The sequence below is a fragment of the Paenibacillus sp. J22R67 genome, from assembly GCF_059692175.1.
The window spans coordinates 127,423-152,766 of sequence record NZ_JCAUAX010000004.1 but is presented as its reverse complement, the minus strand read 5'-3'; the positions used below and the strand labels follow the sequence as shown (position 1 = coordinate 152,766).

At 47.4% G+C, this 25,344-nt stretch carries 21 protein-coding genes; 3 read left to right on the top strand and 18 right to left on the bottom strand.

Annotated elements, in window-relative coordinates:
* Nucleotides 1–17: 17 nt before the first annotated feature.
* The 12 genes from AC58VC_RS16985 to AC58VC_RS16930 form a co-directional block, all read right to left on the bottom strand.
* Nucleotides 18–1,403: an LLM class flavin-dependent oxidoreductase gene (locus tag AC58VC_RS16985; RefSeq protein ID WP_497369939.1), complete on the bottom strand. Its 1,386-nt coding sequence runs from the start codon at nucleotides 1,401–1,403 to the stop codon at nucleotides 18–20.
* 32 nt (nucleotides 1,404–1,435) lie between these two features.
* The gene (locus AC58VC_RS16980) at nucleotides 1,436–3,664 is read right to left on the bottom strand and encodes an SfnB family sulfur acquisition oxidoreductase (protein ID WP_497369938.1); all 2,229 of its coding nucleotides are present in this window, start codon (nucleotides 3,662–3,664) and stop codon (nucleotides 1,436–1,438) included.
* Between the two features lie 13 nt (nucleotides 3,665–3,677).
* Entirely contained in the window at nucleotides 3,678–5,057 is a 1,380-nt protein-coding gene (locus tag AC58VC_RS16975) for an LLM class flavin-dependent oxidoreductase (RefSeq protein ID WP_497369937.1), read from the bottom strand.
* A gap of 17 nt (nucleotides 5,058–5,074) precedes the next feature.
* Entirely contained in the window at nucleotides 5,075–5,740 is a 666-nt protein-coding gene (locus AC58VC_RS16970; RefSeq protein WP_161409806.1) for a methionine ABC transporter permease, read from the bottom strand.
* Nucleotides 5,733–6,503 carry a methionine ABC transporter ATP-binding protein gene (locus AC58VC_RS16965; RefSeq protein WP_497369936.1) on the bottom strand — a complete coding sequence of 257 codons (771 nt, stop codon included), beginning with the start codon at nucleotides 6,501–6,503 and terminating at the stop codon, nucleotides 5,733–5,735. The genes AC58VC_RS16970 and AC58VC_RS16965 overlap by 8 nt, the downstream gene beginning before the upstream one ends.
* Before the next feature lie 18 nt (nucleotides 6,504–6,521).
* Nucleotides 6,522–7,409, bottom strand: coding sequence for a MetQ/NlpA family ABC transporter substrate-binding protein (locus AC58VC_RS16960; RefSeq protein ID WP_497369935.1), 888 nt, complete (start codon nucleotides 7,407–7,409; stop codon nucleotides 6,522–6,524).
* Nucleotides 7,410–7,455: 46 nt separating this feature from the next.
* Complete coding sequence (locus AC58VC_RS16955) at nucleotides 7,456–8,739, bottom strand: acyl-CoA dehydrogenase family protein (protein ID WP_497369934.1); 1,284 nt, start codon at nucleotides 8,737–8,739, stop codon at nucleotides 7,456–7,458.
* Between the two features lie 45 nt (nucleotides 8,740–8,784).
* Nucleotides 8,785–9,942: an FMNH2-dependent alkanesulfonate monooxygenase gene (ssuD, locus tag AC58VC_RS16950; RefSeq protein ID WP_497369933.1), complete on the bottom strand. Its 1,158-nt coding sequence runs from the start codon at nucleotides 9,940–9,942 to the stop codon at nucleotides 8,785–8,787.
* A gap of 96 nt (nucleotides 9,943–10,038) precedes the next feature.
* Nucleotides 10,039–11,496: a 4-hydroxyphenylacetate 3-hydroxylase family protein gene (locus AC58VC_RS16945; protein WP_497369932.1), complete on the bottom strand. Its 1,458-nt coding sequence runs from the start codon at nucleotides 11,494–11,496 to the stop codon at nucleotides 10,039–10,041.
* 186 nt (nucleotides 11,497–11,682) lie between these two features.
* The gene (locus AC58VC_RS16940; RefSeq protein ID WP_497369931.1) at nucleotides 11,683–12,282 is read right to left on the bottom strand and encodes a TetR/AcrR family transcriptional regulator; all 600 of its coding nucleotides are present in this window, start codon (nucleotides 12,280–12,282) and stop codon (nucleotides 11,683–11,685) included.
* Nucleotides 12,283–12,605: 323 nt separating this feature from the next.
* Nucleotides 12,606–14,348 carry an ABC transporter ATP-binding protein gene (locus AC58VC_RS16935; RefSeq protein WP_497369930.1) on the bottom strand — a complete coding sequence of 581 codons (1,743 nt, stop codon included), beginning with the start codon at nucleotides 14,346–14,348 and terminating at the stop codon, nucleotides 12,606–12,608.
* 419 nt (nucleotides 14,349–14,767) lie between these two features.
* A complete protein-coding gene (locus AC58VC_RS16930; protein WP_497369929.1) occupies nucleotides 14,768–14,971 on the bottom strand; it encodes a Ger(x)C family spore germination C-terminal domain-containing protein in 204 nt (67 codons plus the stop codon).
* A 14-nt stretch (nucleotides 14,972–14,985) separates the two neighbouring features.
* Here AC58VC_RS16930 and AC58VC_RS16925 point away from each other — a divergent pair, with 14 nt between their 5' ends.
* On the top strand, nucleotides 14,986–15,318 hold the full coding sequence (locus AC58VC_RS16925) for a GerAB/ArcD/ProY family transporter (RefSeq protein WP_497369928.1): 333 nt from the start codon (nucleotides 14,986–14,988) through the stop codon (nucleotides 15,316–15,318).
* A gap of 114 nt (nucleotides 15,319–15,432) precedes the next feature.
* On the opposite strand, the gene AC58VC_RS16920 is transcribed toward AC58VC_RS16925, so the two are convergent.
* Nucleotides 15,433–16,005 (bottom strand): beta-class carbonic anhydrase, encoded by a 573-nt coding sequence (locus tag AC58VC_RS16920; RefSeq protein WP_497369927.1) that lies wholly within the window; start codon nucleotides 16,003–16,005, stop codon nucleotides 15,433–15,435.
* A 418-nt stretch (nucleotides 16,006–16,423) separates the two neighbouring features.
* Between AC58VC_RS16920 and nfsA the strand changes: the two genes are divergently transcribed.
* On the top strand, nucleotides 16,424–17,161 hold the full coding sequence (gene nfsA, locus AC58VC_RS16915; RefSeq protein WP_497369926.1) for an oxygen-insensitive NADPH nitroreductase: 738 nt from the start codon (nucleotides 16,424–16,426) through the stop codon (nucleotides 17,159–17,161).
* A gap of 13 nt (nucleotides 17,162–17,174) precedes the next feature.
* Nucleotides 17,175–17,474 carry a hypothetical protein gene (locus tag AC58VC_RS16910; protein ID WP_497369925.1) on the top strand — a complete coding sequence of 100 codons (300 nt, stop codon included), beginning with the start codon at nucleotides 17,175–17,177 and terminating at the stop codon, nucleotides 17,472–17,474.
* A 215-nt stretch (nucleotides 17,475–17,689) separates the two neighbouring features.
* Here the strand turns inward: AC58VC_RS16910 and AC58VC_RS16905 are convergent, their stop codons facing one another.
* From AC58VC_RS16905 to AC58VC_RS16885, 5 genes are read right to left on the bottom strand one after another with little or no spacing between them, the layout of a single operon-like run.
* A complete protein-coding gene (locus tag AC58VC_RS16905) occupies nucleotides 17,690–19,033 on the bottom strand; it encodes an ABC transporter substrate-binding protein (RefSeq protein ID WP_497369924.1) in 1,344 nt (447 codons plus the stop codon).
* A gap of 40 nt (nucleotides 19,034–19,073) precedes the next feature.
* Nucleotides 19,074–20,045, bottom strand: coding sequence for a carbohydrate ABC transporter permease (locus AC58VC_RS16900; RefSeq protein WP_497369923.1), 972 nt, complete (start codon nucleotides 20,043–20,045; stop codon nucleotides 19,074–19,076).
* A 30-nt stretch (nucleotides 20,046–20,075) separates the two neighbouring features.
* Nucleotides 20,076–20,939 (bottom strand): carbohydrate ABC transporter permease, encoded by an 864-nt coding sequence (locus AC58VC_RS16895; protein ID WP_497369922.1) that lies wholly within the window; start codon nucleotides 20,937–20,939, stop codon nucleotides 20,076–20,078.
* Nucleotides 20,936–23,194 (bottom strand): DUF5696 domain-containing protein, encoded by a 2,259-nt coding sequence (locus tag AC58VC_RS16890; protein ID WP_497369921.1) that lies wholly within the window; start codon nucleotides 23,192–23,194, stop codon nucleotides 20,936–20,938. Before AC58VC_RS16890 ends, AC58VC_RS16895 begins: the two co-directional genes overlap by 4 nt.
* Entirely contained in the window at nucleotides 23,191–25,332 is a 2,142-nt protein-coding gene (locus AC58VC_RS16885) for a YIP1 family protein (RefSeq protein ID WP_497369920.1), read from the bottom strand. Before AC58VC_RS16885 ends, AC58VC_RS16890 begins: the two co-directional genes overlap by 4 nt.
* Between the last annotated feature and the right edge of the window lie 12 nt (nucleotides 25,333–25,344).

Below are 25,344 nucleotides of genomic sequence, written 5' to 3'. Positions count from 1 at the left end.
GTTTGTCCTCCTTAGATCTAACTAATGTGTTCAAGGTTTCTCCTATACTGCGCCGCAGGATGGCTAACCGGGAGCAGGGGTTTCCCCGATCCGAACAGCTTCTCCCTGAGCGTCCCAGGCTCATAGTCTAGTTGATATACGCCACGGCGCTGCAGTACGGGTACGACTCCATCAACAAATTCACGCAAGCTCCCTGGTGTAATCAGATGCGCAAGATTAAACCCATCCAGTCCAGTCTCCTCTATCTGCTCCTGCATGTAGTCGGCGATTTGATCTGGTTCACCCACGAGCAAGCGGCCCTGTCCCTTGTCTAAAGTCCCGATACGTTCCATTATTTCCTTTACGGTGAGGCGGTTCTGGACATGTTTGGTATACTGAGCCGCCCGGCTCTGGCCATGATCGGTAGCCCGATACGCCAGATAGGAATCAGGATCGAAGGCGGATAGATCATAGCCGCTAGAGCCGCCGAATTGCGCAAGCGCCGCCTCCGGGCTCCATAAGCCGGCGTATTCTCGCAGCTTCGCTTCCGCTTCCTCCTGGGTTGCTCCAACGATGACGTTCAAACCCGTAAACATCTTGATACTCTGCGGATCCCTGCCTAATTGCTCCGCTTTGTTCCGGATGTCTTGAATGTTTGCTTTCAGAGATTCCTTCGAGTTACCGCCTACGAAGACACATTCCGCGTGCTTAGCGGCGAACGCCCGTCCTTTCTCAGAGCTTCCCGCCTGGTACAAAACAGGCGTCCGCTGCAAAGAGGGCTCGCTTAGATGCGGTCCAGGTACACGGAAAAACCGCCCTTCGTGATCAATCCGGTGAACCTTTGCCGGTTCTGCGTATACACCACGAGCGGTGTCACGCACCACCGCATCGTCCTCCCAACTGCCTTCCCACAGCTTATAGGCAACTTCCAGGAATTCATCCGCAACGTCATACCGGTCATCGTGCTTGATCATTTTATCCAGACCGTGATTCAAAGCCGCATTAGGCAAATAGGACGTAACGATATTCCAAGCCATTCGCCCGTTAGTCAGATGATCGAGTGTAGTGAATCGTCTGGCATGCGCATAGGGATGCTCATAGGTGGTTGTCACCGTAACGGCAAAACTCAAATTCTCCGTGACACTTGCCATCGCAGGAACAATGAGTGCAGGATCGTTTAGCGGCACTTGAACGGCATCTCTAATTGCCGGGTCTGCGCTCATTTTATAAACATCATAGATGCCAACGACATCCGCAAGAAACAGCGCATCAAATTTCCCGCGCTCAAGCAATCTAGCCATCTCCGCCCAGTAATCCAAGTCCGTATAGTGATGTCTTTCACTATTCGGATGTTTCCATAAACCGTGTGAATTGTGCATCGCACTATTCATATCGAATGCGTTCATAATGATTCGCTTTCCCATAGCCCGGTGATTCACTCCTTCCCTTATAACCTTTACATTTTATATTCATGATAAACCCCATTCAAGAACCACTTGCCAACGTGATGGAGTTTTAACCGAGCCGGATCATGCAGCGTATGAATGCGAACATTACGCCAATGGCGGTCGTAATTATGTTTGCGATCCATGGATGAAGTACCTGCAACCTCGAAGAGCGCATTCGTGATTTCGATCGCAGTCTCTGTCACGAGCCATTTGGCTGAATCAACCGTCAATGCAGCCTTGCCAGCGGTTTCTGCATTCAAGTCTTTGCGCGCCTGATCGATCGCATCGGCAGCACGGTCCAGCAAGGCTTCCGCCGCTTGCAGACGAATACCGAGCTCACCGAATCGCCGAATCAGGTCGGGTTCCTCACTCGCTCTCGCTGCACCGCTGCCGTAAGCCGGACGCGAGTGATCGCGAACATAGGAGGCAGCATCCTCCAATGCAGCCCTCGCAATACCAATATCAATGGCAGCATGCATAATTTGCCCGAAAGCTGAGAAGTATTGCGGTCCCTCAAATATTTGGAAATGGGGCAGCAAATAGTTCTCCGGCACCTTCACGTTCCTGAGCACAACGCTGCCGCTCGCCGTCGTCCTCTGGCCGATACCCGACCAGTCGTCGAGCACCGTTACCCCTGGAGCGTGTCTCGGAATGAAAGCCGTCATTCTTTGTTCATCTTCGTTCAGCGCGGTAACAGGGATCCAGTGTGAATAGAGTGCTCCCGTCGAATAGTACTTATTTCCATTTACTTCAAAGCTTTCTTCACCCTCCAGCTTACGAACAGTTGTTGTAAGCTTTCTTGCGCCTTTGCTGCTGCTGCGTTCTGCTAAACCATTGCCAAACTGAGCACCCTTCAATACTTCTCGGAAGAAAAAACTTTTCTGCTCCTTACTGCCAATCAACTCGATCGTTTTCACAAAGAAATGATGATTTTGTGGAATTTGACCGATGGATCCGTCCGCGTGCGAGATGATTTTAAAGATGTCCACAAGCGTCCGGGTGGAAACATCAGGACCTCCGTACTCTTTTGGCACGACGAGCCCAAGCAAACCTAACTCCGCCAATCGCCTTATCTCGCGCAGAGGCAGCTTTCGTCCGCGGTCCCGGTCAGAAGCTCCGGAACGAATTTCCTCCGCAAACAATCGCGCGGCTGCCAGCGCGTCCTCGTCCCCTTGGAGTACGTGAGCCCGTGGCCGCTCATTGAAGAAGGAGAGCGGCAGATCGCGCTCAGCGAATTGTGAGAGCGATTCCCGCTGAGGACGCTCCAGTTCCCCGCTGTCAACAAGCAATTGTGCGCTTTGTATGGTAGACAGAGACAGCGATTCTTCTAAAGAAAAGTCCCCTTGCAGACATCTGTGCGCTTGCATCTCCTTCTTGAGATTGACGAGCCTGCTCCATTTATCATCTGTAATGCTAACTCCAAATTGCTGGTGCAGGTGCTCGGAGAAAATTACAGGGATCGAATTCTCGGGGACTCCAAGCTGTTTTGCAGCGAGCCGGTGTGCTTCAGTGCGGTTCTGGGTGGCCCAATCGGCGGCTAGCGATAAATGGGCGAGCAATCGCTCGATCTCAGCTGAATGCTCTCTAAGCGATCCTGCTGAGACAGTCAGTACAGACAGCGCGGAAGTTTGGAAGCTGAAGCCTTCCAGTTCACGAATCCCCAAAAGTCGTCCAGACTCTGCGGAGAGTGCCCAGTCGGCATACACGGCATCTACTTCCTTGCTCAGTAAAGCTCGGAGCTCCCTCCTCCCAGCCTGAAATCCGTCCGCAGCATGCTCGACTTGAAGTTCCACCCATTTCGGCTGTCCTCCCTCAACTCCAACATTTTGGAGCGCAGCATCCACGTTCTTTGCCGCATCGAACTTTCGCATGTTATCATCTGGGCTGCTCTTCACGGCAATCCCAAGCTTGGCGCCGTTTAAATCCGCGGCTGTTCGTAACGGTGAATCCGAATGCACGAGAATGGCACCTCGCCGATCCTGATGCTGAAGTCCAATCATACGGACCTCTTCTTTCAAGGCTAACCGCCTAAGAACGACCGAGGCCGGTTCAATTCGGAGATCACATTCATCGGCTGCCCCTGCCTTAGGCCGAAGCCTGCCGGAGCCAGCATCCCGTAAGGCCGGGATGCCTCTTCGCCGCAAATCGAATGGCAGCTCTCCCAGCTCATAAGCGAGATCGATCGCATTCGGAATGTCAGTCGCTGGCTGCGGTAGAGCATCTATTTTTATTGACATACTTATCCTCCTATCAGGTCAAAGTAGGCTGCTTACGGTATGCGGCGCCGGGATGATCTTCAGGCAGTCTGCTTACGCCAACACCAAACAAACGTTCCCTAAGCGTTGACTCCTCATACTCTTCCCGAAACAAACCTCTGCGCTGCAGTTCAGGAATGACGAGCTCCACAAAATCGCGCAGCGTATCCGGTGACACAATCTGCGTTACGTTAAACCCGTCGATCCCCGTCTCCTCTACCCAAAATTGCATTTTGTCGGCTACCTCTTCCGGCGTCCCGACAACGAATAATCCCCGTCCACCCAGCGTCCCTAATGTTTCCATGACTTCCCGGACTGTCTTCGGACGGGGGCTGTCCTTTGTAAATTGGGCTGCTGCCGTCTGCCCATGATCCGTTTCTGTGTAGGCTAGAACGTCTTCCAGGTCGTATGCGGACAGATCATAGCCGCTTCCTCCACCGTAATGAGCCAGTACGCCTTCCAAACTATAGAGCTTTTGAAAGCTCTCAAACTTACGCCACGCTTCCTCTTGCGTTCGTCCAACAATGGCAATCAGACCCGTCATCAGTTTGATATGATTCGGATCACGGCCGAAGGCGGCTGCCTGTGCACGAATATCCGCTGCATATCTCTTCAGTGTCTGAACGTTCCCTCCACCAAGAAAGACGGCTTCCGCATGCTTCGCTGCAAATGCACGCCCGCGCGCTGAACTACCGGCCTGATAAATGACCGGCGTCCGTTGTATGGATGGTTCGCTTAAATGCGGTCCGGGTACTTTGAAATATTTACCCTCATGATGAATGTGATGCACTTTATTCGGGTCCGTATATACACCACTTTCGACGTCACGAATAACCGCATCGTCTTCCCAGCTGCTTTCCCAGAGCTTATAGGAAACGTCTAGATATTCTTCGGCAATTTCATAGCGGTCGTCGTGTTTAATCATTTGATCCAAACCGAAGTTACGGGCAGCACTCGGCAAATACGAGGTTACGACGTTCCAAGCGATTCTCCCCTTCGTTAGGTGATCTAGTGTCGACATCCGCCTCGCATGGCCGAAGGGCTTCTCATATGTCGTGGAAAAAGTGACAGCGAAGGCCAGATGTTTGGTCACAAGCGCCATCGGCGGTACGACAAGAAATGGATCATTGCAGGGAATCTGCACAGCTTCACGAATTGCTGTCTCCGGTCCTTGTTTGTAGACATCGTACACCCCGACAACGTCAGCTAAGAATAAGGCATCAAACTTCCCGCGTTCCAGCAACTGCGCTAGCTCCGTCCAATAACGGATATCTGTGTAGCGATGTCTTTCGCTGTCGGGATGCCGCCATAAGCCGTGTGCAATATGCCCGACGCAGTTCATTTCGAAGGCGTTGAGGTGAATTTTTTTGGGCATGTTGATTTCCTCCTTATTTACAACCGTTTATCCAGCTTGCGTACGATATAGTTGCCTGTGAATTGAAAAACTTGTACGAAGAGCACCATAATGACGATCGTAACGAACATCACATCCGTTTGATAACGGTAATAGCCATATCGGATGGCAAAGTCGCCGATTCCCCCGCCTCCGACTAATCCCGCAACCGTAGAATACGAGAGGAAACTAACGGTAACAATGGTGACCGCATTGGCAATACCGGAACGAGCTTCGGTGTATAACACCTTCCAAACGATCTGGAATTTGTTTGCCCCCATTGATTCAGCTGCTTCTACCACACCGCGATTGACATCGAGCAATATTTGCTCAATAAATCTCGCAAAATAGGGTACCGCATTGATGATCATCGGCACGGTGGCTGCTGTTGTACCAAGCGCCGTTCCCACCACAAGCCGGGTAAAAGGAATGATGGCAATCATCAGGATTAAGAAGGGAAACGAACGAATGAGATTGACGAATCCATTCAAAATGAGATAAAATTTGGGCCATTTGAGAAAAGAATCGGGCCGTGTCAGGAACAAAATCGTCCCAAGCGGAGTACCAATGGCAACGGCAATCGGAAGAGTCAAAATAAGCATGTATAGTGTTTCCAGCAGCGCCTGAATAAGTTCAGGCCAAGCAGTGGCTATGTTATCAAACATAGTTGGCCTCCAGTTCTCTCTCCAACGAGATCTCATTGTTGAACAAATACTGTGCAATGTTGGATTGAGGCACAATATTTTTCTCGCTCAAATCAAATTTCTCCACAATTTTCCCGTGCTCCATGACTGCAACTTTATTGCAAATTGCTTTCACGACGTTCATCTCATGCGTGACGATAACGATAGTGATGCCTAAATTGCGGTTAATTTCCTTCAGGGCGGCCAAAATACTGCCTGTCGTCTGCGGATCGACGGAAGAAGTCGGCTCGTCGCACAGCAGAATTTTCGGGTTGTTGGCAAGCGCACGTGCAATCGCGACCCGCTGCTTTTGTCCTCCGCTCAGCTTGGCTGGGTATGCCTTGGCCTTGTCGGTTAAGCCGACCATTTCGAGGCAGCTCTCGATGCGTATATGTCGCTGAGCCTTGGGCACCTTGGCAATTTCTAGCGGAAAGCTCACATTGTCATACACATTTAAATTATTAAGCAAATTAAAATGCTGAAAAATCATGCCAATGGAAAGTCGTTTCTTTCTTAGCTCGCGCAAATTGAGCTTCGTCAATTCCTCGCCGTCGACGATGACTTGACCTTCGTCAGGCCGTTCTAGCAGGTTAATCGTACGCAGCAGAGTCGATTTACCCGCTCCACTAAACCCAATCAGGCCATAAATATCGCCTTGCGCTATTTGCAGCGAAGCGGAGGATACCGCGTGCAGCGGTCCTCCGGCAGTTGTGAACGTTTTGCTAATATTTTGCAGAGTGATCATGGAAAGCCCTCCCCATCGTTATTTATTCAAACTTTCCAATGTTTCAATGGCGTCTCCGTATTTCTCCTTATAAAAATCTTTGATTGCCTGGCTCTCATAAGCTTTCTGCAGCGCTTTGACTTTAGGCGTGCCTAGCAGCTTGTTATTAACGGCCACAATGCCTTTGTAAGGCAAATCTTTTCCTGTCTCCAAGGCCAAAGCATCCTGTTTAGGTTTATAACCAATCTGAACAGCTGTTCCAGCGAACAAGAAACCGACATCAACATCATCAAGCGTCCTCTGCAGCATCAATTGGTCTACTTCTTTAAATTTGTACTTATGAGGGTTATCTGTAATATCCTTGAGCGTTGCATGGATAACATCCACGCCGTCCTTCAATTTCAGAAGCCCCAAATCGCGAAGCATGAAAAGCGCGCGTCCATTGTTGGCGGGATCGACTGGGATACCAAACAGGGCACCATCGGGAACCTCTTTGAAAGATTTATATTTCTTAGAGTACAAACCTGATGGGGTGAAGGTTGTGTAGAAAGCTCTCGAGATGTTCTTCAGACCCTGATCCTTCACGAATTGATCAAAATACGCCTCGTGCTGAAACGAATTCGTATCCGCTTGGCCGTCGTTAACAATTTTATTGGGTTGGATAATATCGTTTACGATAACATAGTCAAGCGTATAACCGTCCTTAGCTAATTCAGCTTTCAAAATTTTGACAATCTCTCCGTTGAACCCGGCGTCACTCATCACATGATGAATCACCTTATCTTCCGGATTAGCGGTCGCTGCAGCTTTTGCATCAGGCTGAGCAGCCGCATTCGTGCTAGATGTCTCCGTCTTCGAGCAAGCAGCCAGAAGGAACGTGAGGGCAGCGATAATGAGCATTGTGGTGAGAATGGTTGGTTTTTTCATCTTTTTTACCACTCCTTAATCTGAGATTTTTATGTTAAAAAAGAGACTAAGACGGCGGCTTCAGCCGAACATCGTTGTCCCCAGTCGTCTGGTCAGCATTTGATCGTGCATCTATCCCTGTTTGCCAAGCGAATGGTGGACGCGATCCGTTAACAGCATAATCGCCGACAATTCGCTCTTTATAGATCAAGGGGTTATGCGAAGTGATCGTCCGGGCGTTCCGCCAATAGCGGTCAAGCCCCTTCGACCTGGCAGTCGCTGAAGCGCCCAGCGCATCAAAAATTGCGGCAGTAGCTTCAAGTGTCAGCCTCGCAACAATCGTCTGTGCTTGAGCAACTTCCACCTCCGCTTCGACATTCACCCTTTCCACATATCCGGTATCCTCTGATGTCTTGGCCTCGTACGCTCGCTGCACAGCCTCAGCCGCCTTCAGTACGATCGTGCCCACAGCGTATGCCTGACTGTGCACACGTCCTACCACTTGCAGCACTTGAGGATCCTCGCCTGCCCGAGCGGCTGAAGCATGCGAGTACGTTCTCCGCCGTTCGGCGACTGCTGCCGCAACGTCTCTCGCTGCCGCTCTGGATATCCCTGCCAGCGTTGCAAGATGAACCATTTGGGCAAACGCAGTGCCGTACTTCGTGTACGTTTCTCGGTCGAACACTTCCTCTCTCTCGACCGGTGTATTGACGAACTTCGTCGTGCCGCTGCCAGTCAGTGTTTGCCCGAAGCCAGCCCAATCATCCACAATGTCGACGCCTTCCGCCGCAACTGGAACGATGGCTGAGACGATGTCGTCTTCTCCAGCCGTCGCGCTAACTACGATCCAATCCGCATAAATCGTGCCTGTGGAGTAAAATTTAATGCCATTTAATCGAAGCTGATCCCCCGCTTCTGACAACGTGGTCGCGATACTGCCCACCTTGTTTTCCCCGATCTCCGTCAAGGCATTCCCGACGATCTCCCCCTCTGCGATGCGCCTTAACCATCGGTCCCTTCGCTCTCCATCCGGCAAATTTAATATTCTCTCGACGAAACCGAAGTGAATCCGCAGCGCTTGCGTCACATTGGAATCTGCTTCTGACAATTCAATCAGCAGTCCAAATAATTCAGGGAGCGTAGCACCGAGCCCGCCTTCCTCTTGCGAAAGGCGGACGGTCCCGAACCCGCATGCCCTTAGCCAGTTGACCTCTTCATGAAGAAGTTTACGATTCAATTCCCGATTAACGGCTCCATCGCGAATTCGTTGAAAGATCGGCCGGAAACGCTCGGCTAGTCTCGTGTAGTTGTCTGATGGGCCGCTGCCCCAAACACCTTCATTTATTCCCATCTTCCTCCTCCTTGTTTCTGATCGATAGGGTACCCTCGTAAGCTCTCAAGAGGATGCTACCGACCTATTTTCCGCATTAGGCAAAATATCGTTTGCTACCATCTCGCCGAACGGACTTACGAACGCATATTTCTCTTTAGGTGCTTCCCTATGCTTAAGCGGAAGCTTGGGAAAAAGCAGTTCTTCGACTCGGAAAGCTTCTTCTAAGTGCGGATATCCAGACATGATGAATGTCTCAATGCCCATCTCATGGTACTCCAACATCCGCTCCGCAACCGTGTCCGGATCGCCGACCAACGCTGTCCCCGCACCGCCTCTGACGAGGCCGACACCTGCCCAGAGATTGGGGCTGATCTCCAGTTTGCTACGATCTCCTCCATGCAACTCTGACATCCGCCGTTGTCCGACGGAATCCATTTTGGCAAAGGATGCCTGCGCCTTGGCAATCGTTGCGTCATCCAAGTTCGAAATTAATCGGTTTGCTGCAGCCCAAGCTTCATCTTCCGTTTCACGAACGATGACATGCAGCCTTATTCCGAATCGAACCTTCCTTCCGCGTTTTGCAGCAAGCTCCCGAACAATCTCAATTTTTTCTTTGACTTGTTTAGGCGTTTCTCCCCATGTTAAATAAACATCAATATGATCCGCAGCGATTTGTTGGGCGATTGGTGAGGACCCCCCGAAATAAAGCGGCGGATAGGGTGCTTGAACCGGCGGATACATAATTTTTGCCTTATCCACCGTGATATGAGATCCATCGAAGTCGATCTGCTTCCCCTGCATAAGCTGTCTCCAGATGGTCAAATATTCATCCGTCAGCTCATAACGCGTATCGTGATCGAGCAAAAGTCCGTCACCTCTTGCCTCGGAGGTATCTCCGCCAGTAACGATATTGATGAGCAGCCTTCCTTGGGATAACCTGTCGAAAGTGGCTGCCATCCTCGCCGATAAAGTCGGTGACATGAGACCTGGCCGCAGTGCAATAAGAAATTTCAGCTTCTTTGTAGCCGGGATTAAGGCAGAGGCTGTTACCCAGGCGTCTTCACACGATCTTCCCGTTGGCAGCAATACGCCACTGAATCCAAGTGTGTCAGCCGCTTTGGCAATCTGGGTAGCATAGTCCAAATCTACCTCCCTTGCTCCCTCTCCCGTGCCAAGATATCGTCCATCTCCATGTGTCGGTATAAACCAAAAAATTTCCATGTGACCATCCATCCTTTCTGTAAATAAAAAGGAGACCTATGCCGCCCTATAGGGCAGAAGGTCTCCGGTTGTCCGGTTGACAGTTATTACGAACACTTAATTTCCGTTTGCAGCTCCTCGCTTTGCTGACTCTTTAATGAGTTTCCAAATCGGAGCGGTCAAGCTTTCTTTATCGTGAGTCAAATATTGATTGGCAAAACCACGTACAGGGTCCCCGGCGTAAAATCTCTCATACAGCTCATGTCTGGAACCAAGCGGGCTCCCCACTAAATCCCATGCGAGTTTGAACAATTGCACCTTTTTCTCTGCACTAACCGTAGCTCCCTCGAAATATTCGCTCATTAACTCCGATATGGTGCCATAGAAATCTTCAATGCTAGAGGGAACTTGAACAAACCCGCCACCGCCAATTTGTTGTAATATTTCAACGGCACGCGGATAAAACTTAGTCCCTATGTTTCTTGCTGTGTTTATATAGGACAGCTCCGGAACCAAAACGCCGTGATCGTCATATTTGGCTTGCGCCTCGGAAGCAATGACAAGCGCTTTGATGGTATCAATTTGCGTTAACAGCTCGCCAAGCTTTTCTTGAATGTGGAGAAACCCCCCTACACCAATCGCTTCCGCAACAGCAAACGTGACACCGGTAATAAATTCAAGCTTGGCCACATAACGTACGACATTTTGATGAAAAGCTAGTGCATTTGCCGTCGTATTCGCCCTAAGTGCCATAACCTTCTGGGCATCGCCATACATCAGTACGCGTTCCCATGGAATCAATACATCATCGAAAAACAACACGGCATCCATTTCGTCATATCTTGCGCTGAGAGGAGAATCGTGTGCTTTATCGCTCGCATACGACTGTCGGCAAACGATATGAAGGCCTGCAGAATTCGCTGGCACAATGAGGACATGTGCATGCTCACTATGGGCTTGTTCCAATTTGAGAAAGGAGAAAATAACAAAGTCATGCGTATATGGCGCACCAGTCGCAATCATCTTGGCTCCTCTAACGACGATGCCTTCACTTGTCTCCTTAACCACATGCAGAAAGCGGGATGCGATTCTGTTATCGTCCAATCCGCTCGATCTGTCAATTTGGGGATCAATGATGGCTGTCGTCAAAAATAGATCATTATCCCTAGCCGTTTCATAGTAAGCCGTTATTTTATGAGCAAAACCTGGTTCCAATCGATCAAACTCGTGGCGTGCTGCATACCATCCGGTAATGAAAGAGCGAGCATAATCAGAGAGCCGGCTCATCATGCCGTTGCATTGTTTAGACCAGAAGGCGAAGGATTGACTTCTCTTTGCAAGCTGCTCCGGGGTATGAGGAACAAGGAAGGAACTGTGAGCATAAGCTTCCCTGCCCTTGATTCGATAGCCTACCTGATCTCGAACCAGGGGATCGTCAAGCGAATCAAATAGGTTTCGTATGGTAAATAATGTTCCACGAAAAGCTGGATGTGTATCGAGATGGGTAACTTTATTGCCATCCAGCCATACCGTTCGCCCATCATTCAAACTCTTTATAAACCTTTCGCCTCTCAAGCTCTCACTCCCACCTTTCGAAATTCAATAATTCCGATGAATTAACTCAGGTATTGAACTAATCATATCCATCCAACGAAACATGGTCAACAAACAAAATGGGATAAAATGAAGCTTTTCGGACATCTAGCTTTTTTTTGACCAGTATTTTTCAGCAAAATAAACACAATTCGTTCAATTGTGCACCTAAAGGCTCATAGCCTGATAAAAGCCAATTGAAGCTATTCGGCTTAATTGAATTGCCATATAGTTGGGTGAGTAAATCATCCCTTGTTTCAACCAGCTAAGGACCATTCCGCCAATCCAAGACGACATGCTTACCAGCAAAATATCAAGTGGAATCGGCTGCTTCTGGTCCATTCGGTTGTTGTCAACCCGTTGACCTATCGTGTGCTGTATAGCTTCCATCATGCGATCGCCAAACCGTGAATCTGGCAAATGAAACAACAGAACACGATAAATTGGAGCTTGCTCGGATAAATGCACGAACAGTAGCAGGAAGTAGGGGTCAGGGACTTCATGATGCGGTACATATCCCAATATTCGCGATTTATTGTTTTCATATAAATTTAATAACTCGGTAAGCTTATCTTTCATGATTTGTTCAAGCAAGTCGTATTTGTCTTGGAAATGAGTATAAAAGGTGGATCGACTAATATCCGCAGCATCAGTTATATCCCTAACGACAATTGTTTCGAATTCCTTCTTTTCACAAAGCGACAAGAATGCACGGGTAATATGTTGTCTCGTTTTATGAACTCGGCGATCTGATCGTAAAATAGTCATGCTCATCTCCCACCTTTACATATAAATAGTTGACATTTGAACTAGTTTTGTCTGATAACAGACATTTCCTGTCATTATGTTTCCTGCCTGAATTTGTTACATGTAATCATAAAATACAATACCAAGTTAATCAATTGGAATTATAAATTTTAATCAGCCAGATTTGGGTTCTCCCCAACTTTAATAATTTATGTTGGCTCCATGCGAGAGCGAAAACAACACTGCTTGCTCTGTATCCATTCAACTAACGTTTGGGCATGTAGAAAGCGAAAAAAATCGGTTCCCTTCTTTCGTTAAGGGAATCCGATTATTGGTTTGTGAGCTTATAATTGTAATTCAAACTGCTTGGAATACAGTTGTGCATACACGCCTTCGCGTGCCAGCAACGCTTCGTGCGTACCTTGTTCCACAATACCGTCTTCAGTTAATACGATAATCCGTTCCGCATTGCGAATCGTGGAAAGTCGATGGGCAATTACGATCGTTGTACGCCCTTTTGCTAATGATTCAAGTGATTCCTTGACAATGCTCTCACTTTCGTTATCAAGTGCGCTCGTTGCCTCATCTAAAATGAGAACGGGTGGGTTCTTTAAGAATACGCGAGCGATACTAAGCCGCTGCTTTTGACCACCAGACAGTTTGACACCTCGTTGCCCGATCTCAGTGTGGTAGCCATTCGACAAGTTCATGATAAAGCTATGGGCATTCGCGCGTTTGGCGGCCTCGATAATTGCTTCTTCGCTCGCGGCTGGATTTCCGTAGCGAATATTTTCCATTACCGTTCCCGCGAAAAGGTAGATATCTTGCTGTACGAACCCGATGTTATTTCTTAATGTCCTCAGATCGAGATCCCGGACGCTGATCCCATCTAGTAATACGTCCCCATTGGTTACATCATAAAAGCGAGGGATGAGTGAGCATAATGTAGTTTTCCCACCACCAGACGGCCCCACTAAAGCAACATACTCTCCTGATTGCACACGAAGCGACACATTTACCAATACATGGTTCAAATGGGCATCATAACGAAAAGAAACCTGTTTAAACTCAATTTCTCCATGTACCTCTGGAGGGATCAAGGCATTCGGTTTGTTTTCAATCGTCGGATTCACATTCATGATTTCCATAAAACGCTGGAAACCCGTTATTCCTTCTTGCAACTGAGCGCTCATATGCGTCAGTCGTTGAATGGGTTCAATCATAAAGCTGATATATAGTAAGAAAGTTATCAAATCCGCTAAATGGAGTGTATCGCGGGCCATACTGGCACTTCCAAAGATGATCACCGTTATCGTAATCAGCTGGATGATCGTTTCGACTGCATTGTAAAAATACGCTTCAGCCTTGTATGTTTTCTTTCGGCTATCGAGGAAATGATTATTTGTCCGGTCAAACTTCTCGATTTCGATATGCTCGTTTGCGAATGCTTTGACTACACGGATTCCCGATAGACTATCCTCTACTTGAGCGTTTACGTCTCCGATTCGTTCTTTGTTATTTCTTAATGCATTGTTCAATTTCTTATTGAAATACAATGAAAAGGCACCTAAGATCGGAATGAAACAGAATATGGCAATAGTTAAGTTTGCGTTAATCGAGAACAAAATGAAAAATGCTCCAATAAAGCGGACAAAATATTTGACGTAGTCTTCTGGCCCGTGATGGTATAGCTCAGAAAGCAACAGCAAGTCATTCGTTATTCGAGACATGAGCCGACCTGTCTTTTCCTTATCGTAAAAACCAAAGGAAAAAGTCTGCATGTGCGCAAACAACTCGCTGCGCAAATCTCTTTCCATACGAGCTCCAACTTCATGACCTTTGTAGTCAACAAAGTAATTTCCGATATTCTGGACCGCGACTAAGACAATCATCAGCCCGCCAATTCTATACACGCTGCCAAGCGCTGCGGACATGTCTCCCTTCAAAACATCTTTCGTAATATGCTGAACCAGCAACGGAAACACCAATGTCGCAGCAGAAACGATAAAGGAACAGGCCAATACACTAAGAAACAACGATAGATACGGTTTGTAATAAGACAAAAACTTTTTCACTGGAAAACGCATGGTCTTACCCCTTTTTCGTGTTATTTAATTAACACATATAAGGTGTACACCGTTTACAACTTAAGTAAGTGTTCCTCCCTTATATGTTGGTACGGTAGTGTATTTCGTTAAATTTCCCATGTAAATTGCCCCCTTTATTCGTTCATGCTTTGATTATAAGCGATATCTTTCAGGAACAGACCCGTATATTTTAGTTATATACATTTATTACTTATTTCATTTTTGCGAAAATAACTATGTCACCTTAGATTGTAGTATCTAATGTCAAGATTCGTAGGAAGTCCGGATGACAAGAACTAGATTTCATGACCATAATTTTACAGATATTATTATTTATATTTCTACAAGATAAATTGACACTCGATGTTTTTGAAACCTCGGCCTTTTCTTATTTTTCAAGAATCTGACCAATAGCCATATCATTCTTTCTTCACCTTTTCTTTCGGCCTATTTACACTAGTTGTAATCATTCCAGGCCTATGTATTTTAGTAGTAATAGCAATACTTACGTCAATCTCGGGGAATTTTTCATCCCATTGATCTTTTATCTCTTCCCATTCCTTTGGATACTTCATATGAAAAGCTTCCGCAAAATCGAAGATTTGGAGGAATAACAGGTTCATTTTCGTTTCCCGTTATGAATGCAGTAAGATATATTCATATTGCAGAATTCATTGAACATGTAGAATCGATTTTAATGGCCATTTGGGTTATGGGGGCTTTTCTTAAAATCTCCGTTTGTTATTACTCCCTAGTTCTTGGTTTTGCTCAATTGATTAATTTACCTAGTTATAGATCGATTGTTTTTCCGATCGGATTAATTATTACTGTTTTTACCATCTGGATATTTCCCGGTTCAATAGAGATGTCCCAATATTTCAAAACCATTGCTCCATTTTATGATTGTAAAAAATATCCGAGTAAGCAAGTCTGCATAACTGTGCGAAAAAACCATGTTACAATTTTTTGACATCGAACATAAAAAAGAAAGAGCTGCTTCTTAGCGGCTCTTTGGAATTAAACAGTCGTTTCTCGCCAGAATTTCGTTTCGTGATCCATATAGGCTTCATTCAATTCGATTTCCCTACGATTCCTTATGTTTATAACCGTCAACTATTAAATCTAACTTTCCTGTTTCCGGATCGATTACAAGGCCATGAACGGGAATGGCTTTTGGCAGAAGGGGATGGTTTTTGACCGTTTGCACGCTTCCTTTGACGGAATCTTCAACACTGTCGAAACCGTGTAGCCACCGTTGCAAGTTGATTCCGGAACTTTCGAGGGTGTCGATAATTTCGGAAGATATGCCGTTCTCCTTCATTTTATTAATCGTTTCCCCGGGGTCAATACAGCTCATCCCACAATCATGATGTCCGACCACAAACACTTCATCGGCATTTAATTCATACACAGCGACAATTACGCTACGCATAACGCTGCCAAATGGATGCAAAACAATCGCTCCAGCATCTTTAATGATTTTGGAATTTCCATCCTTTATATTTAATGCTCGGGGAAGGAGCTCGGTAAGTCTTGAGTCCATACAAGTTATAACAACCATCTTTTTATCTTTGTATCTAGATGATTTATATTTTTCAAATTCCTTCTTCTCTACGAACTCCGAGTTAAAGTGTAACATATCATAAAGTCTGTCCAAGCTTCTCACCTCAATTTCTCTCTTGTTATCTTATAATCTTATCATAACCAGTGAAGTACCCTCAACATACCAAACCACATGCTTATCGATACTTGGTTCTAACAACCCAAAGCTTCATAATCGCATGCTCCAGAAGACATAACGTCGAAGCAATACCAGACCAACCTACAAAATCCTTTTTGTCGGCATTCCCCGAATTATCGTTATCTAAACCCGTTATTTTCCAACGGCGGTTGCTGTTGATAACCCTAAAACAAGGTTTGACATCACTAGGAGAAGATGTTAAATTTAATACTAAGTATTCCAATAAGTTTAGTTTTTATATATCGACTACCGGATAACCGGAGACCAGCCTTGCGCTGCGTTTCCGGTTTCTTTGCGATGGACTGCTTCAGATATGTGAAAGGAGAGTTCCAGAATGAATCCAATAATCGAACAATTGAAGCTTCACCGCTCTATCCGCAAATATAAACCGGATGCCTTGAGCGATGAACACTTGCAAAGTATTCTCGAATCCGCTCAGAAAGCCTCCACCTCCAGCAATATGCAGGCATACAGCGTAGTGGGTGTTACCGATCCGGAAGCCAAGAAGAGGCTGGCGCATCTAGCGGCCGACCAGCAGTTTATCGAGGAATGCCCTTTGTTCCTCATTTGGTGCGCTGATCTTCTCCGTCTCCAACACGCCTGCACGCCCATAGAGGAGGTGGACATCCCGTCTACCACCGAAATCTTCATTATCGCCACCGTCGACACGGCTCTGGCTGCACAGAATGCTTCCATAGCCGCCGAATCGCTTGGCCTCGGCGTTGTCTATGTCGGCGGTATCCGCAACAATCCCAAGGAAGTATCCGAGGTTATCGGACTTCCCAAGCTGGTTTACCCCGTATTCGGCATGTGCGTAGGCTACCCGGATCAAGAACCGACCCAGCGCCCACGCTTGCCTCTGGAAATCATCTATCATAAAGAAAAGTATTCTACCGACGCCTATACGCAAGGGATCGAAGATTACAACCGTACGCTCTCGGAATTTATGCTGACCCGCGCAGGAGGAACAAGGGACTCCAACTGGTCCAAAGAAATGGTCAGACGTTTAAATTCCCGGCACAGAACGCATATGCGAGAGTTTTTATCTGAGCAGGGCTTTGAGCTGAATTAACTCTAAACGGAAAGTGGAGCCGTCTATTCAGCCCGCAATATCGTGCGAAGCCGAGCTTATTTATCGGAGGGAAGCGGCCAACTACAGAGAAGGCAATACCGGACGAGAGCTCATTCAGCTAGGCGAAGATTTCTACGGATTGACTGACGAGCACAAGCGGGAGCATCGAATGAAGAAGCCCGGCAGCGCTGCCGTCCTTCTACGGTCGGCCTCCGGATTCCGGATTAAGCTTGCCCTCGTCCCCTTCCTTCATCCCCACCCTTGCTTCCTACAGTCATGGCCCAGCCTTTGGCTTTATCGCCGGTCTCGGTAAAGCATGCCGCACGATCATTCCGCGAATAAGCGTCACAAAAGCCGCCGTTCGCTGAATACTCGAGCTGGATACCCCTCAACAATAAAAAGCCGTACATCCGGATAATCCCGTGATGATACGGCTTCTTTCAGCTTCGTTCCCATCCTGTACAGCGGTACGCATGGTCCACTTTGATCAAGTGACCTCTTCGACTTACAGCTCCCGCCTTTTCCGTATTATTTGTTGTTCTTCTGCAGCCTTTCCACTTCTTTATCGATGCTCTCGGAGGCTTTCCGGACCGCTGTATTAACGTCTGTGCCTGTAGCTATGCTTTTTGCGGCATCGGTAACAAATTTATTGATATCCAGCTCAAATTGATGAGAGGTATGCTCCTGGAGAGGTTGTGCGGCAAACACATTTTGTACCTTCTTTCCTTTCAGGACAGGAAGATCCGCACCATACTCCTTCTCCAGCTCAGGGTTGATGATGGAGGGCACCCTGCCATTGCGGGATAAAATCCGCTGCACTTCATCCGACAGGATGTGTGCGATCGCCTGAAATGCCTCATCCTTGTGAGTACTCTTCGTAAACACGGAGAGTGTATGATTTTGCGCTTCTCTAGCTTTGCCCAACTGATCGCTAAAGGTCGGGACTGGCGCAATATCCCAGTTGACCTCCAGCCCCTGCTGACGGAGCTCCTCCAATGGGCCTACCATGTTGGCCAGCCAAGTAGGACGCATTGCCAAATTCCTGTCCTTCATAAACTCATCGCGACCATACACATATTTATTGTCTTTTCCAAGGTAGCCCGGGATATCATAATTTTGTTTGGCAATGTTGAATACGCGAAGCCATTCCGGGGAGCTTAAAAGCGATTTTCCTGTTTTCACATCAATGACGGGTAGAGCCAAATTTTTGGCAATTCCAATCGGCCCTTCTGCATCGATCCCGATATAGTTGATGCCGTTTTCGGTTCTCGTCAGCTTGCGGCCTAATTCCAAAGCCTCTTCCCATGTCATCTGCTTATCTGACGGGTAGGGGACTCCAAATTTATCGAAGATATCTTTGTTGTAGTATAAGATATGCTGGTTGGAATTGAAGGGAAGCTCCAAGAGCTCGCCTTTATCCGACAGTTCTTTCGCGTAGCTAAGCATACTTGGCTTAATGCGGCTTAAATCGAAATTATATTTTTTGACGTATTCATTTAAATCCAGAAGAACACCCAAGCTAATGATTTTTCGGTGCGAGCTGGAGCTGGAGTAGATAATATCCGGTGTTTGACCGGAGGAGAAGAAATCTTCGGGTGTCGTTCCGGTAGGCGGCTCCAATCTCTCAATCGTGATATGAGGATATTTCTTATGGACAGGGTCGGCGATAAATGTTTTAAATTCAGTATTCGTAAAGGTGCCGCTGCTGTTATAGAAGGTCAGCTTGACCGGCTTGAGCTCGGCAGGAGCTGAAGTCTTATCACTCGCGCCGGAATCCGGCGTAGAGGCTGTCGTTGACTCTCCTAGTCCGTTGGAGCAAGCCGGAAGCAGCAGAACGCTAAGTACAAGTAAGGAAGGCCAAATGTTTTTCACTTGAATGATATACCACCTATCATATTTATTAGGGTTCACATTATTCCACCAGTCCCGTGCGCTCAATCCCTTCAACAAACCACCGCTGCGCAATCGCGTAAACAATCAGCACCGGAGTAATAATCAGGAAGGACGCCGCCATCTTGATAGGTTCCGCAAAGATGCTCGTTCCTCCTTGAGCGGCTTCCGCGCTTAACGAAGTGGCCAGCTTCGCCAGACTAATTGATAACGGAACGTCCTTGGAACCCGACATATACATCGAAGGTAAATAGAAGTCGTTCCAATTCCATACAAAAGAAAACAAAAAGACGACGATAATGGCCGATTTGGATATAGGCAGCATAACTTTGAAGAAGAAGCGAAACGCGTTCGCTCCGTCCATTCTTGCAGCCTCCTCCAACTCTTTGGGCAGTGTCGAAAAAAATTGTTTGAAAATGATAACGAACAGCGCGCCTTTCAGTCCATGGCCGAAAAGCGCCGGCACAATCATGGGCAGAACGGTGTTCGCCCAACCGATCTGCTTAAACATCAAGATCGACGGAAGTATCGTCAACTGGGGAGGAAGGATGAAGGTAAACACAAGCGCTACAAACCATAGCCTTTTGAATGGAAACTCCAGCCTGGCAAAAGCGTATCCCGCGATAGCACAGGATATAATCTGCAGCACCGCTACAGTCAAGGAAATTGACACCGAGTAAAAAAAACTGGTCTGGTACTGCAGCAGCTTGAACGCTTCCTCTAGGTGACCAGTAAAGATTGAACGAGGAACCCAGATCACTGATGGGTCGAGCATGTTCGTCGCGTCTTTGACCATAGTGCCCACCATATATAAGATAGGCTTCAAATAAATAAAGGCTGTATCGATAAGGATAATGTACAGAAACAGCCGGAACAGAAACCCTTTATCCGCTTCCTTGCCAATGAGGAAATATTTCCCTGATACAAGCCATTCTCTGACGGTATCCCCGTTCAAGGTGAGGCGCCTCCTTATTAGCCGGATCATACGCTCCATGGTGTCAACCTCCTATAAGTTTCACTCTGGTTATCTCTTTGGTCCAAACGCTTTATCCACCCGGCTGAACACCAACAGAACAACACCGATAAAGGCCAAAACAATAACGAAATAAATCCATGCCAGCGCGCTGGAAAGCCCGTAATTGGCCGTAGTAACTTTGCTGATGATGGGATTCGTCGGAAATGTGAATAAGTCGATAACCGTAAAGATCATATTTAGAAAAATAAAGGGGACCAGTCCGGGCAGCGTAATTTTCCAGAACGTATTCCAAGGATCGGCTCCGTCGATCCGCGCCGCCTCATAAACGGACGAAGAAATCGTCTGCCGTCCTGCCAGGAAAATAAGAATCTGCACCCCCGAATACCACAACACGAGCACGAAGGAGCTGATTACATGATTAATCGGCTCCGCCCATGAGGCTGGCACATATTCCATGATGAAATAATTGATTCTAAGTGATTCTACGAAGGCAAGCTGGCCTTCGCCTTGTGAAATAAACTCCATAATAATTTGCCCAGAAGAGAAGATGACCGGCAGGAAAAAGATAACCCGGAACAACGTCCTCCCCCAAAAACGCTGGTTCAACAAAATCGCTACTATTAAGGAAAAAATCAGGATGATAGGGATCATGACAATCGCCTCGCGGAGGAACGGAATCAAGCTATCGTACAGCAATCCTCCGTCAGCGAATAAAATCTCGCGATAATATTCCACTCCGTTGGGAATCGTTTCAATCCCCGACACCGTGACTTTTACTCTATGAAAACTCATGTACAAGGAAAAGCCCAGGGGAAATGCGACAAAGGCGAAAAAACCGAAGATCCACGGCGATATAAAAAGGGTCCCTTCCCATTTCCGTAAAGTGGACGCCTGCAGCCTCCATCTGCTCACATCTTCAAACCTCCCTTCAGCACAATGAAATCCTGCGCCGGAACGCGAATCCGTCCATCCGAATATTCCTGCTCATTATAATTCACGATGATTGTCTTTCCGCCTTCATATACGGTTTCTCTCACCTGCGGCGCTAACGTCCGGTGTTCCGTAATAAACTGAGCCTGAACATCGCCAAGCGCTTCATTGAAGCGTTTATATTCCTCGACCGCTTTGTCGAGCCAGGAGCGGTAATTCATACTGTAATACCAAATGGAATACGCCCCTTTCATACTTCCCGAATCAGAAGCTGTAAAGATATAAGAGGGATAAGAGCCGAATTCGATACTCCGGAGAAACTCGTTCCGGTACTGCTCTCGCAGGTTGGACCATTCCGAGGAATACGTAATCAAACCATGGAGAGCTATTTGTGTAAACGGAATCTGATCATCTACAAAAATATCGTATGAGTACGTGTCCGGCAACCGGTGAATATGCCTAACTTCATCGATGGCGTAAGCATTGGCATTCTCCACACTCACACCTCCGAGCGTTTCCCTTGTCTTCTGCAGCAGCTCTCTCTGGCTGTTCAGCACTTCGCTGCGGCCCGCTAAATAGCGGGTGTTATAATCACTGTTCAAGAATTGCCCTATTCCTTCATTGAAATAAATACCATCCGCGCCAAGTGCCTTATAAGCTTTCAAATCCTTCGTTACGGTTTCGACGCTGAACCTCGGACTGACCAAGGTCGTCATCTCCCGGTTGGTCTGATTTTCGAACTCCAGCACGGTACCCGAAAGATCCCTCATACCGTCAAAGATCGGCCAGAAACCATCGCTCCCCGTATTGTTCAAGGTGTAATTCGCCGTCAAATACACGGGGATATTCTCCGAATGGGCATAATCGATAAACTGCTTCATTCCTTCATTTCCGCCAAGTCTGGAGTCAACTGGAAACAGACCGCCGTACGAGCTATAGCCACCATCCTGCCAGCCCGCATATTGAACCGTTACATTTTTGATACCGCGTGTCAGAAGATTATCGACAATCCCTTTAGCCTCAGTGGTCGTCGTCCCTTGCAAATATTTGTCCCACACCAGTCCCTTCTTAATATCCGCCCCGACAATATCCAAGTAGAAAGGTACCTCGCTGCTTTTGGGCTGCAGCGGTTTCATGCCTTTTTCTTTGGTTAGATAGGTCCGGTATTTGTCCGCCATCGCTACATAATCGTTTTTACCGGGATCTAGCAGATAATAGCGGGTTTTACGCTCCGGAACATTAAATCTTTCTTTGCTGTAGGTGAAAAAACCGGTTTCTGTCTTTTTGCTGGTACTTTGAAAATATTTGGTACGGTATTGCCATTCCGGCGTGACCCAATTGTACTGCCCGAATGCACCGCCTGGCGCTGCAAACAGCTTGGCGTATTCCTCTCCCGCAGTCATCACACCGACAAAAGCCTGTGTACCCGACTTTAAGCCGAATACCGGAAGCCGCAGCGGATTGCGGTCCGTACGCTCATTGAAGAAAGCCGTGTCCGCACCGTACACATTAGCCCGATAAAACGATTTGTCATTGGTCAGGTTGGGCTTGAACCGGATTAGCGCTCCGGGGCCGTCCGGGACCAGCATATAACCTTCTTCGTTCTCCTTATACGCTCTCGCACCAAACAGCGGAAATAGCTTGATATTTAAGAGGCTCAGCTTGCCTTCCTGAATGCCAGGGTCATAAATAACCGTTTCAACGTAATCCTCTTGCAAGCGGAGTTGCACCGGAATTTTAAACTGCGTTCCCGTAAAAGAATAAGTCGCCTTAAACCCGTCTGCTGTCGCTTGAAAGCCCTCCAGAACGCCTTTATCCTCCAGCCAACTTATCGTTTTGGCTTGAGATTTGGAATTCGACGCATCGATATATTCCACCATGATGGGCGAGAGCAGATTGTTTCTCCAGTTGCCAGTAATTGTTTCTTGAGCCCACTGCTCCGGGTCTGGATATGATCGCCAGACTTGGCCGTTTTGCTTATGTTCGACCTTGAAATGTCCCGTCTTATCGTTCACCCACAGCTTTAGGCTGGATGATTCGGCAATGACCCGGAAGTCCGCTTCATTGGGAAGGGCCAGCTGGGGCGGTGCTCCTGTACTCGGGGTCAATGCTCCGGCAACGGGCGTTTTCGCATCGGCGGCAGACAACGAAGCATGAGGTCGAATCAGCCATACTGCCAAAGCCACAAGCAGAACTATCGCTGCTGCAGCCGGATATATCATACGCTTTCGGATCATCGGATCGTTACCTCCTGGAATACGGAGTAGAAGAAATCCGTCAATTCCTTTGTCAGTCCGATTGTAATGAAGACCAATACTCCGCAAACCGTCATCGTAAATAAGGATAAGGCTACATTAATAGCTGTTTCCCCCACTGTGTAATTTTGCAAACTTTGAACCTTCCAGAACAGCAGTAGCCCGATCCATGCAAACAGGCCAAAATAGAGAAAGCTGAAGATGGAGCCCTCGCTTAAGGTCATGACATTGGATATAACAGTTATCGGCAAGCCCAGCAGCACTAGAGGAAACAGGGCGTAAGAGCTGCCGTACACCACATCGCGGAATCTTCCTTCACCACGGTAGATCGTACTGATTAAGTAATTAGAGACGACCCAGCCCAACCAAATAACCAGAAATTGAATGACTACGATCAGTAGATTGACTTCAAGGATGACATCCGGGTTAAAGATAAAGCTAATTCCCGCCCTCATCACGCAATAAGAAGCTAGAGCCAGGATGAAGATAATCGCACTGCTTAACAGGCTGCCTTTTTGTTCATACCGCAGGGATCCAAATCCTTCCAATGGATGCTTCAAAATAGTAAAAGCTATCTTCAGCTGCCCGACAAGCCGGTGCTCGCCTGACCGCCTGCTGCGATATATACGGCCCCATCCTGATCTTCCGCTCCATTTTTTCGCTATAAACAAAACGGCTAGGCCCGCTAAAACAATATTCATCAGCCACCCGAAATGCCGCTGAAACCAGACCAGCCGGTTTTGCCAGAAGGAATCGGAATAGCCTTGAGCATGACCTGCTTCCAGAAACAGCATTTGTGCTTTTTCATATTCCCCTTTTTTATAGGCGGCTTTAGCGAGTCCAGCAATAGCCGGTGTATAATAGGCGTTCAAACGGTTTACTTCTGCCCACGGGGCCTCGCTCTCCTCGTATTTTCCGTCTTGCGTCAAATGATTGGCTCTATGGACAAGCGCACCAAATTCAGAAAGCCGGAAAGCTTGCACCAGATTGTTTTCGCCATCCAAAATAAACAGCTCATTCCTCGAATTATTAGCTATAGCTGTAGGCGTTTTGACCAAACCAAGCTTCGTGGTCACCGCACCGTCGTCCCCCCACCAAAAAAACAACAAATTGCCGTTGCTGTCGTACTGGTTGACCACTTTACGTTTGGAGTCGATAGCTGTGATATTCCCGTCGCTGTCTACCGTCAAATCTGTCAAAGTTGGTATCGAATGATCGTAATTGCTGAAAGCCAATTCGCCAAAGGAGGTTTTTTCCCCTGGCTTCGTAAATTCGCCTTTATGGGCCAGCTGATCCAACCCTGCAATATTCAGCTTTTTGATTTGTCCGGTTTTTGCATCGCTGGACACGGTATAGATCAGTCCGTCTTGATCCGTCGTAACACTGGCTATCGCGCCGGGAAGCTTACTAATTTCCTTCTGATACATTTCCCGTGTGTACATGAATCTTTTAAACATATCGATAATGGAAAAGCTCGTAACGTTTGCTCCAAAAAATCCTTGAAATTGCCCCTGCGGATCAATCTCCAGCAGCCCTTGATAACCTCCGAGAATGGCAATATACAGAAATCCCCGCTTATCGACAATGAGTTTTACAGGATCGTATTTAAAGGAAGCCGGAAGAAACTTTGATTCTGGACGTTTGAATTCCCGCAGCAGTTTACCATCCTTATCCAGACGAACAACTCTTTTATTACCGGTATCCGCAATATAAATATCCCCGTTCCTATCTACGAACACACCCTGCGGCTTGTTGAGAGGATTTTCCTTCAGGTCCAAAATACGTAGTAGTTCCCCTTCTTCATTCAAATGAATAATCCTGTTATTACCGGTGTCTGCAATATACAGCTCATCCTTGCTGTCGATGAACAGATCCTGCGGTTGTTTTAACGGCGAGTAGATGCGTTGGCCGGGCTTCTTAGGATCGGGAATATAAATTTCACGCCCTAATGCTCCCACAGGGTTGTAAGCTGACTGGGTCCAAACCAACTGCCCGTAACCATCCTTATAATTAGTGCTGTAAGGCGTGTAGGCGTATGCCCCCTCCGGTCCGCACAAGACGGGCCAAATAAGAAGAGCTAGGGCGATGATAAGAAGCTGTTTTTTCAGATTCGGCCGCACAGCGTGGTCCTC

Excerpts from the sequence above, each read along its gene's own strand:
- AC58VC_RS16985 (WP_497369939.1), bottom strand. The coding sequence starts at position 1,403 with ATGGGAAAGCGAATCATTATGAACGCATTCGATATGAATAGTGCGATG.
- AC58VC_RS16980 (WP_497369938.1), bottom strand. The coding sequence starts at position 3,664 with ATGTCAATAAAAATAGATGCTCTACCGCAGCCAGCGACTGACATTCCG.
- AC58VC_RS16975 (WP_497369937.1), bottom strand. The coding sequence starts at position 5,057 with ATGCCCAAAAAAATTCACCTCAACGCCTTCGAAATGAACTGCGTCGGG.
- AC58VC_RS16970 (WP_161409806.1), bottom strand. The coding sequence starts at position 5,740 with ATGTTTGATAACATAGCCACTGCTTGGCCTGAACTTATTCAGGCGCTG.
- AC58VC_RS16965 (WP_497369936.1), bottom strand. The coding sequence starts at position 6,503 with ATGATCACTCTGCAAAATATTAGCAAAACGTTCACAACTGCCGGAGGA.
- AC58VC_RS16960 (WP_497369935.1), bottom strand. The coding sequence starts at position 7,409 with ATGAAAAAACCAACCATTCTCACCACAATGCTCATTATCGCTGCCCTC.
- AC58VC_RS16955 (WP_497369934.1), bottom strand. The coding sequence starts at position 8,739 with ATGGGAATAAATGAAGGTGTTTGGGGCAGCGGCCCATCAGACAACTAC.
- ssuD (WP_497369933.1), bottom strand. The coding sequence starts at position 9,942 with ATGGAAATTTTTTGGTTTATACCGACACATGGAGATGGACGATATCTT.
- AC58VC_RS16940 (WP_497369931.1), bottom strand. The coding sequence starts at position 12,282 with ATGACTATTTTACGATCAGATCGCCGAGTTCATAAAACGAGACAACAT.
- AC58VC_RS16935 (WP_497369930.1), bottom strand. The coding sequence starts at position 14,348 with ATGCGTTTTCCAGTGAAAAAGTTTTTGTCTTATTACAAACCGTATCTA.
- AC58VC_RS16930 (WP_497369929.1), bottom strand. The coding sequence starts at position 14,971 with ATGAACCTGTTATTCCTCCAAATCTTCGATTTTGCGGAAGCTTTTCAT.
- AC58VC_RS16925 (WP_497369928.1), top strand. The coding sequence starts at position 14,986 with ATGAATGCAGTAAGATATATTCATATTGCAGAATTCATTGAACATGTA.
- nfsA (WP_497369926.1), top strand. The coding sequence starts at position 16,424 with ATGAATCCAATAATCGAACAATTGAAGCTTCACCGCTCTATCCGCAAA.
- AC58VC_RS16900 (WP_497369923.1), bottom strand. The coding sequence starts at position 20,045 with ATGGAGCGTATGATCCGGCTAATAAGGAGGCGCCTCACCTTGAACGGG.
- AC58VC_RS16890 (WP_497369921.1), bottom strand. The coding sequence starts at position 23,194 with ATGATCCGAAAGCGTATGATATATCCGGCTGCAGCAGCGATAGTTCTG.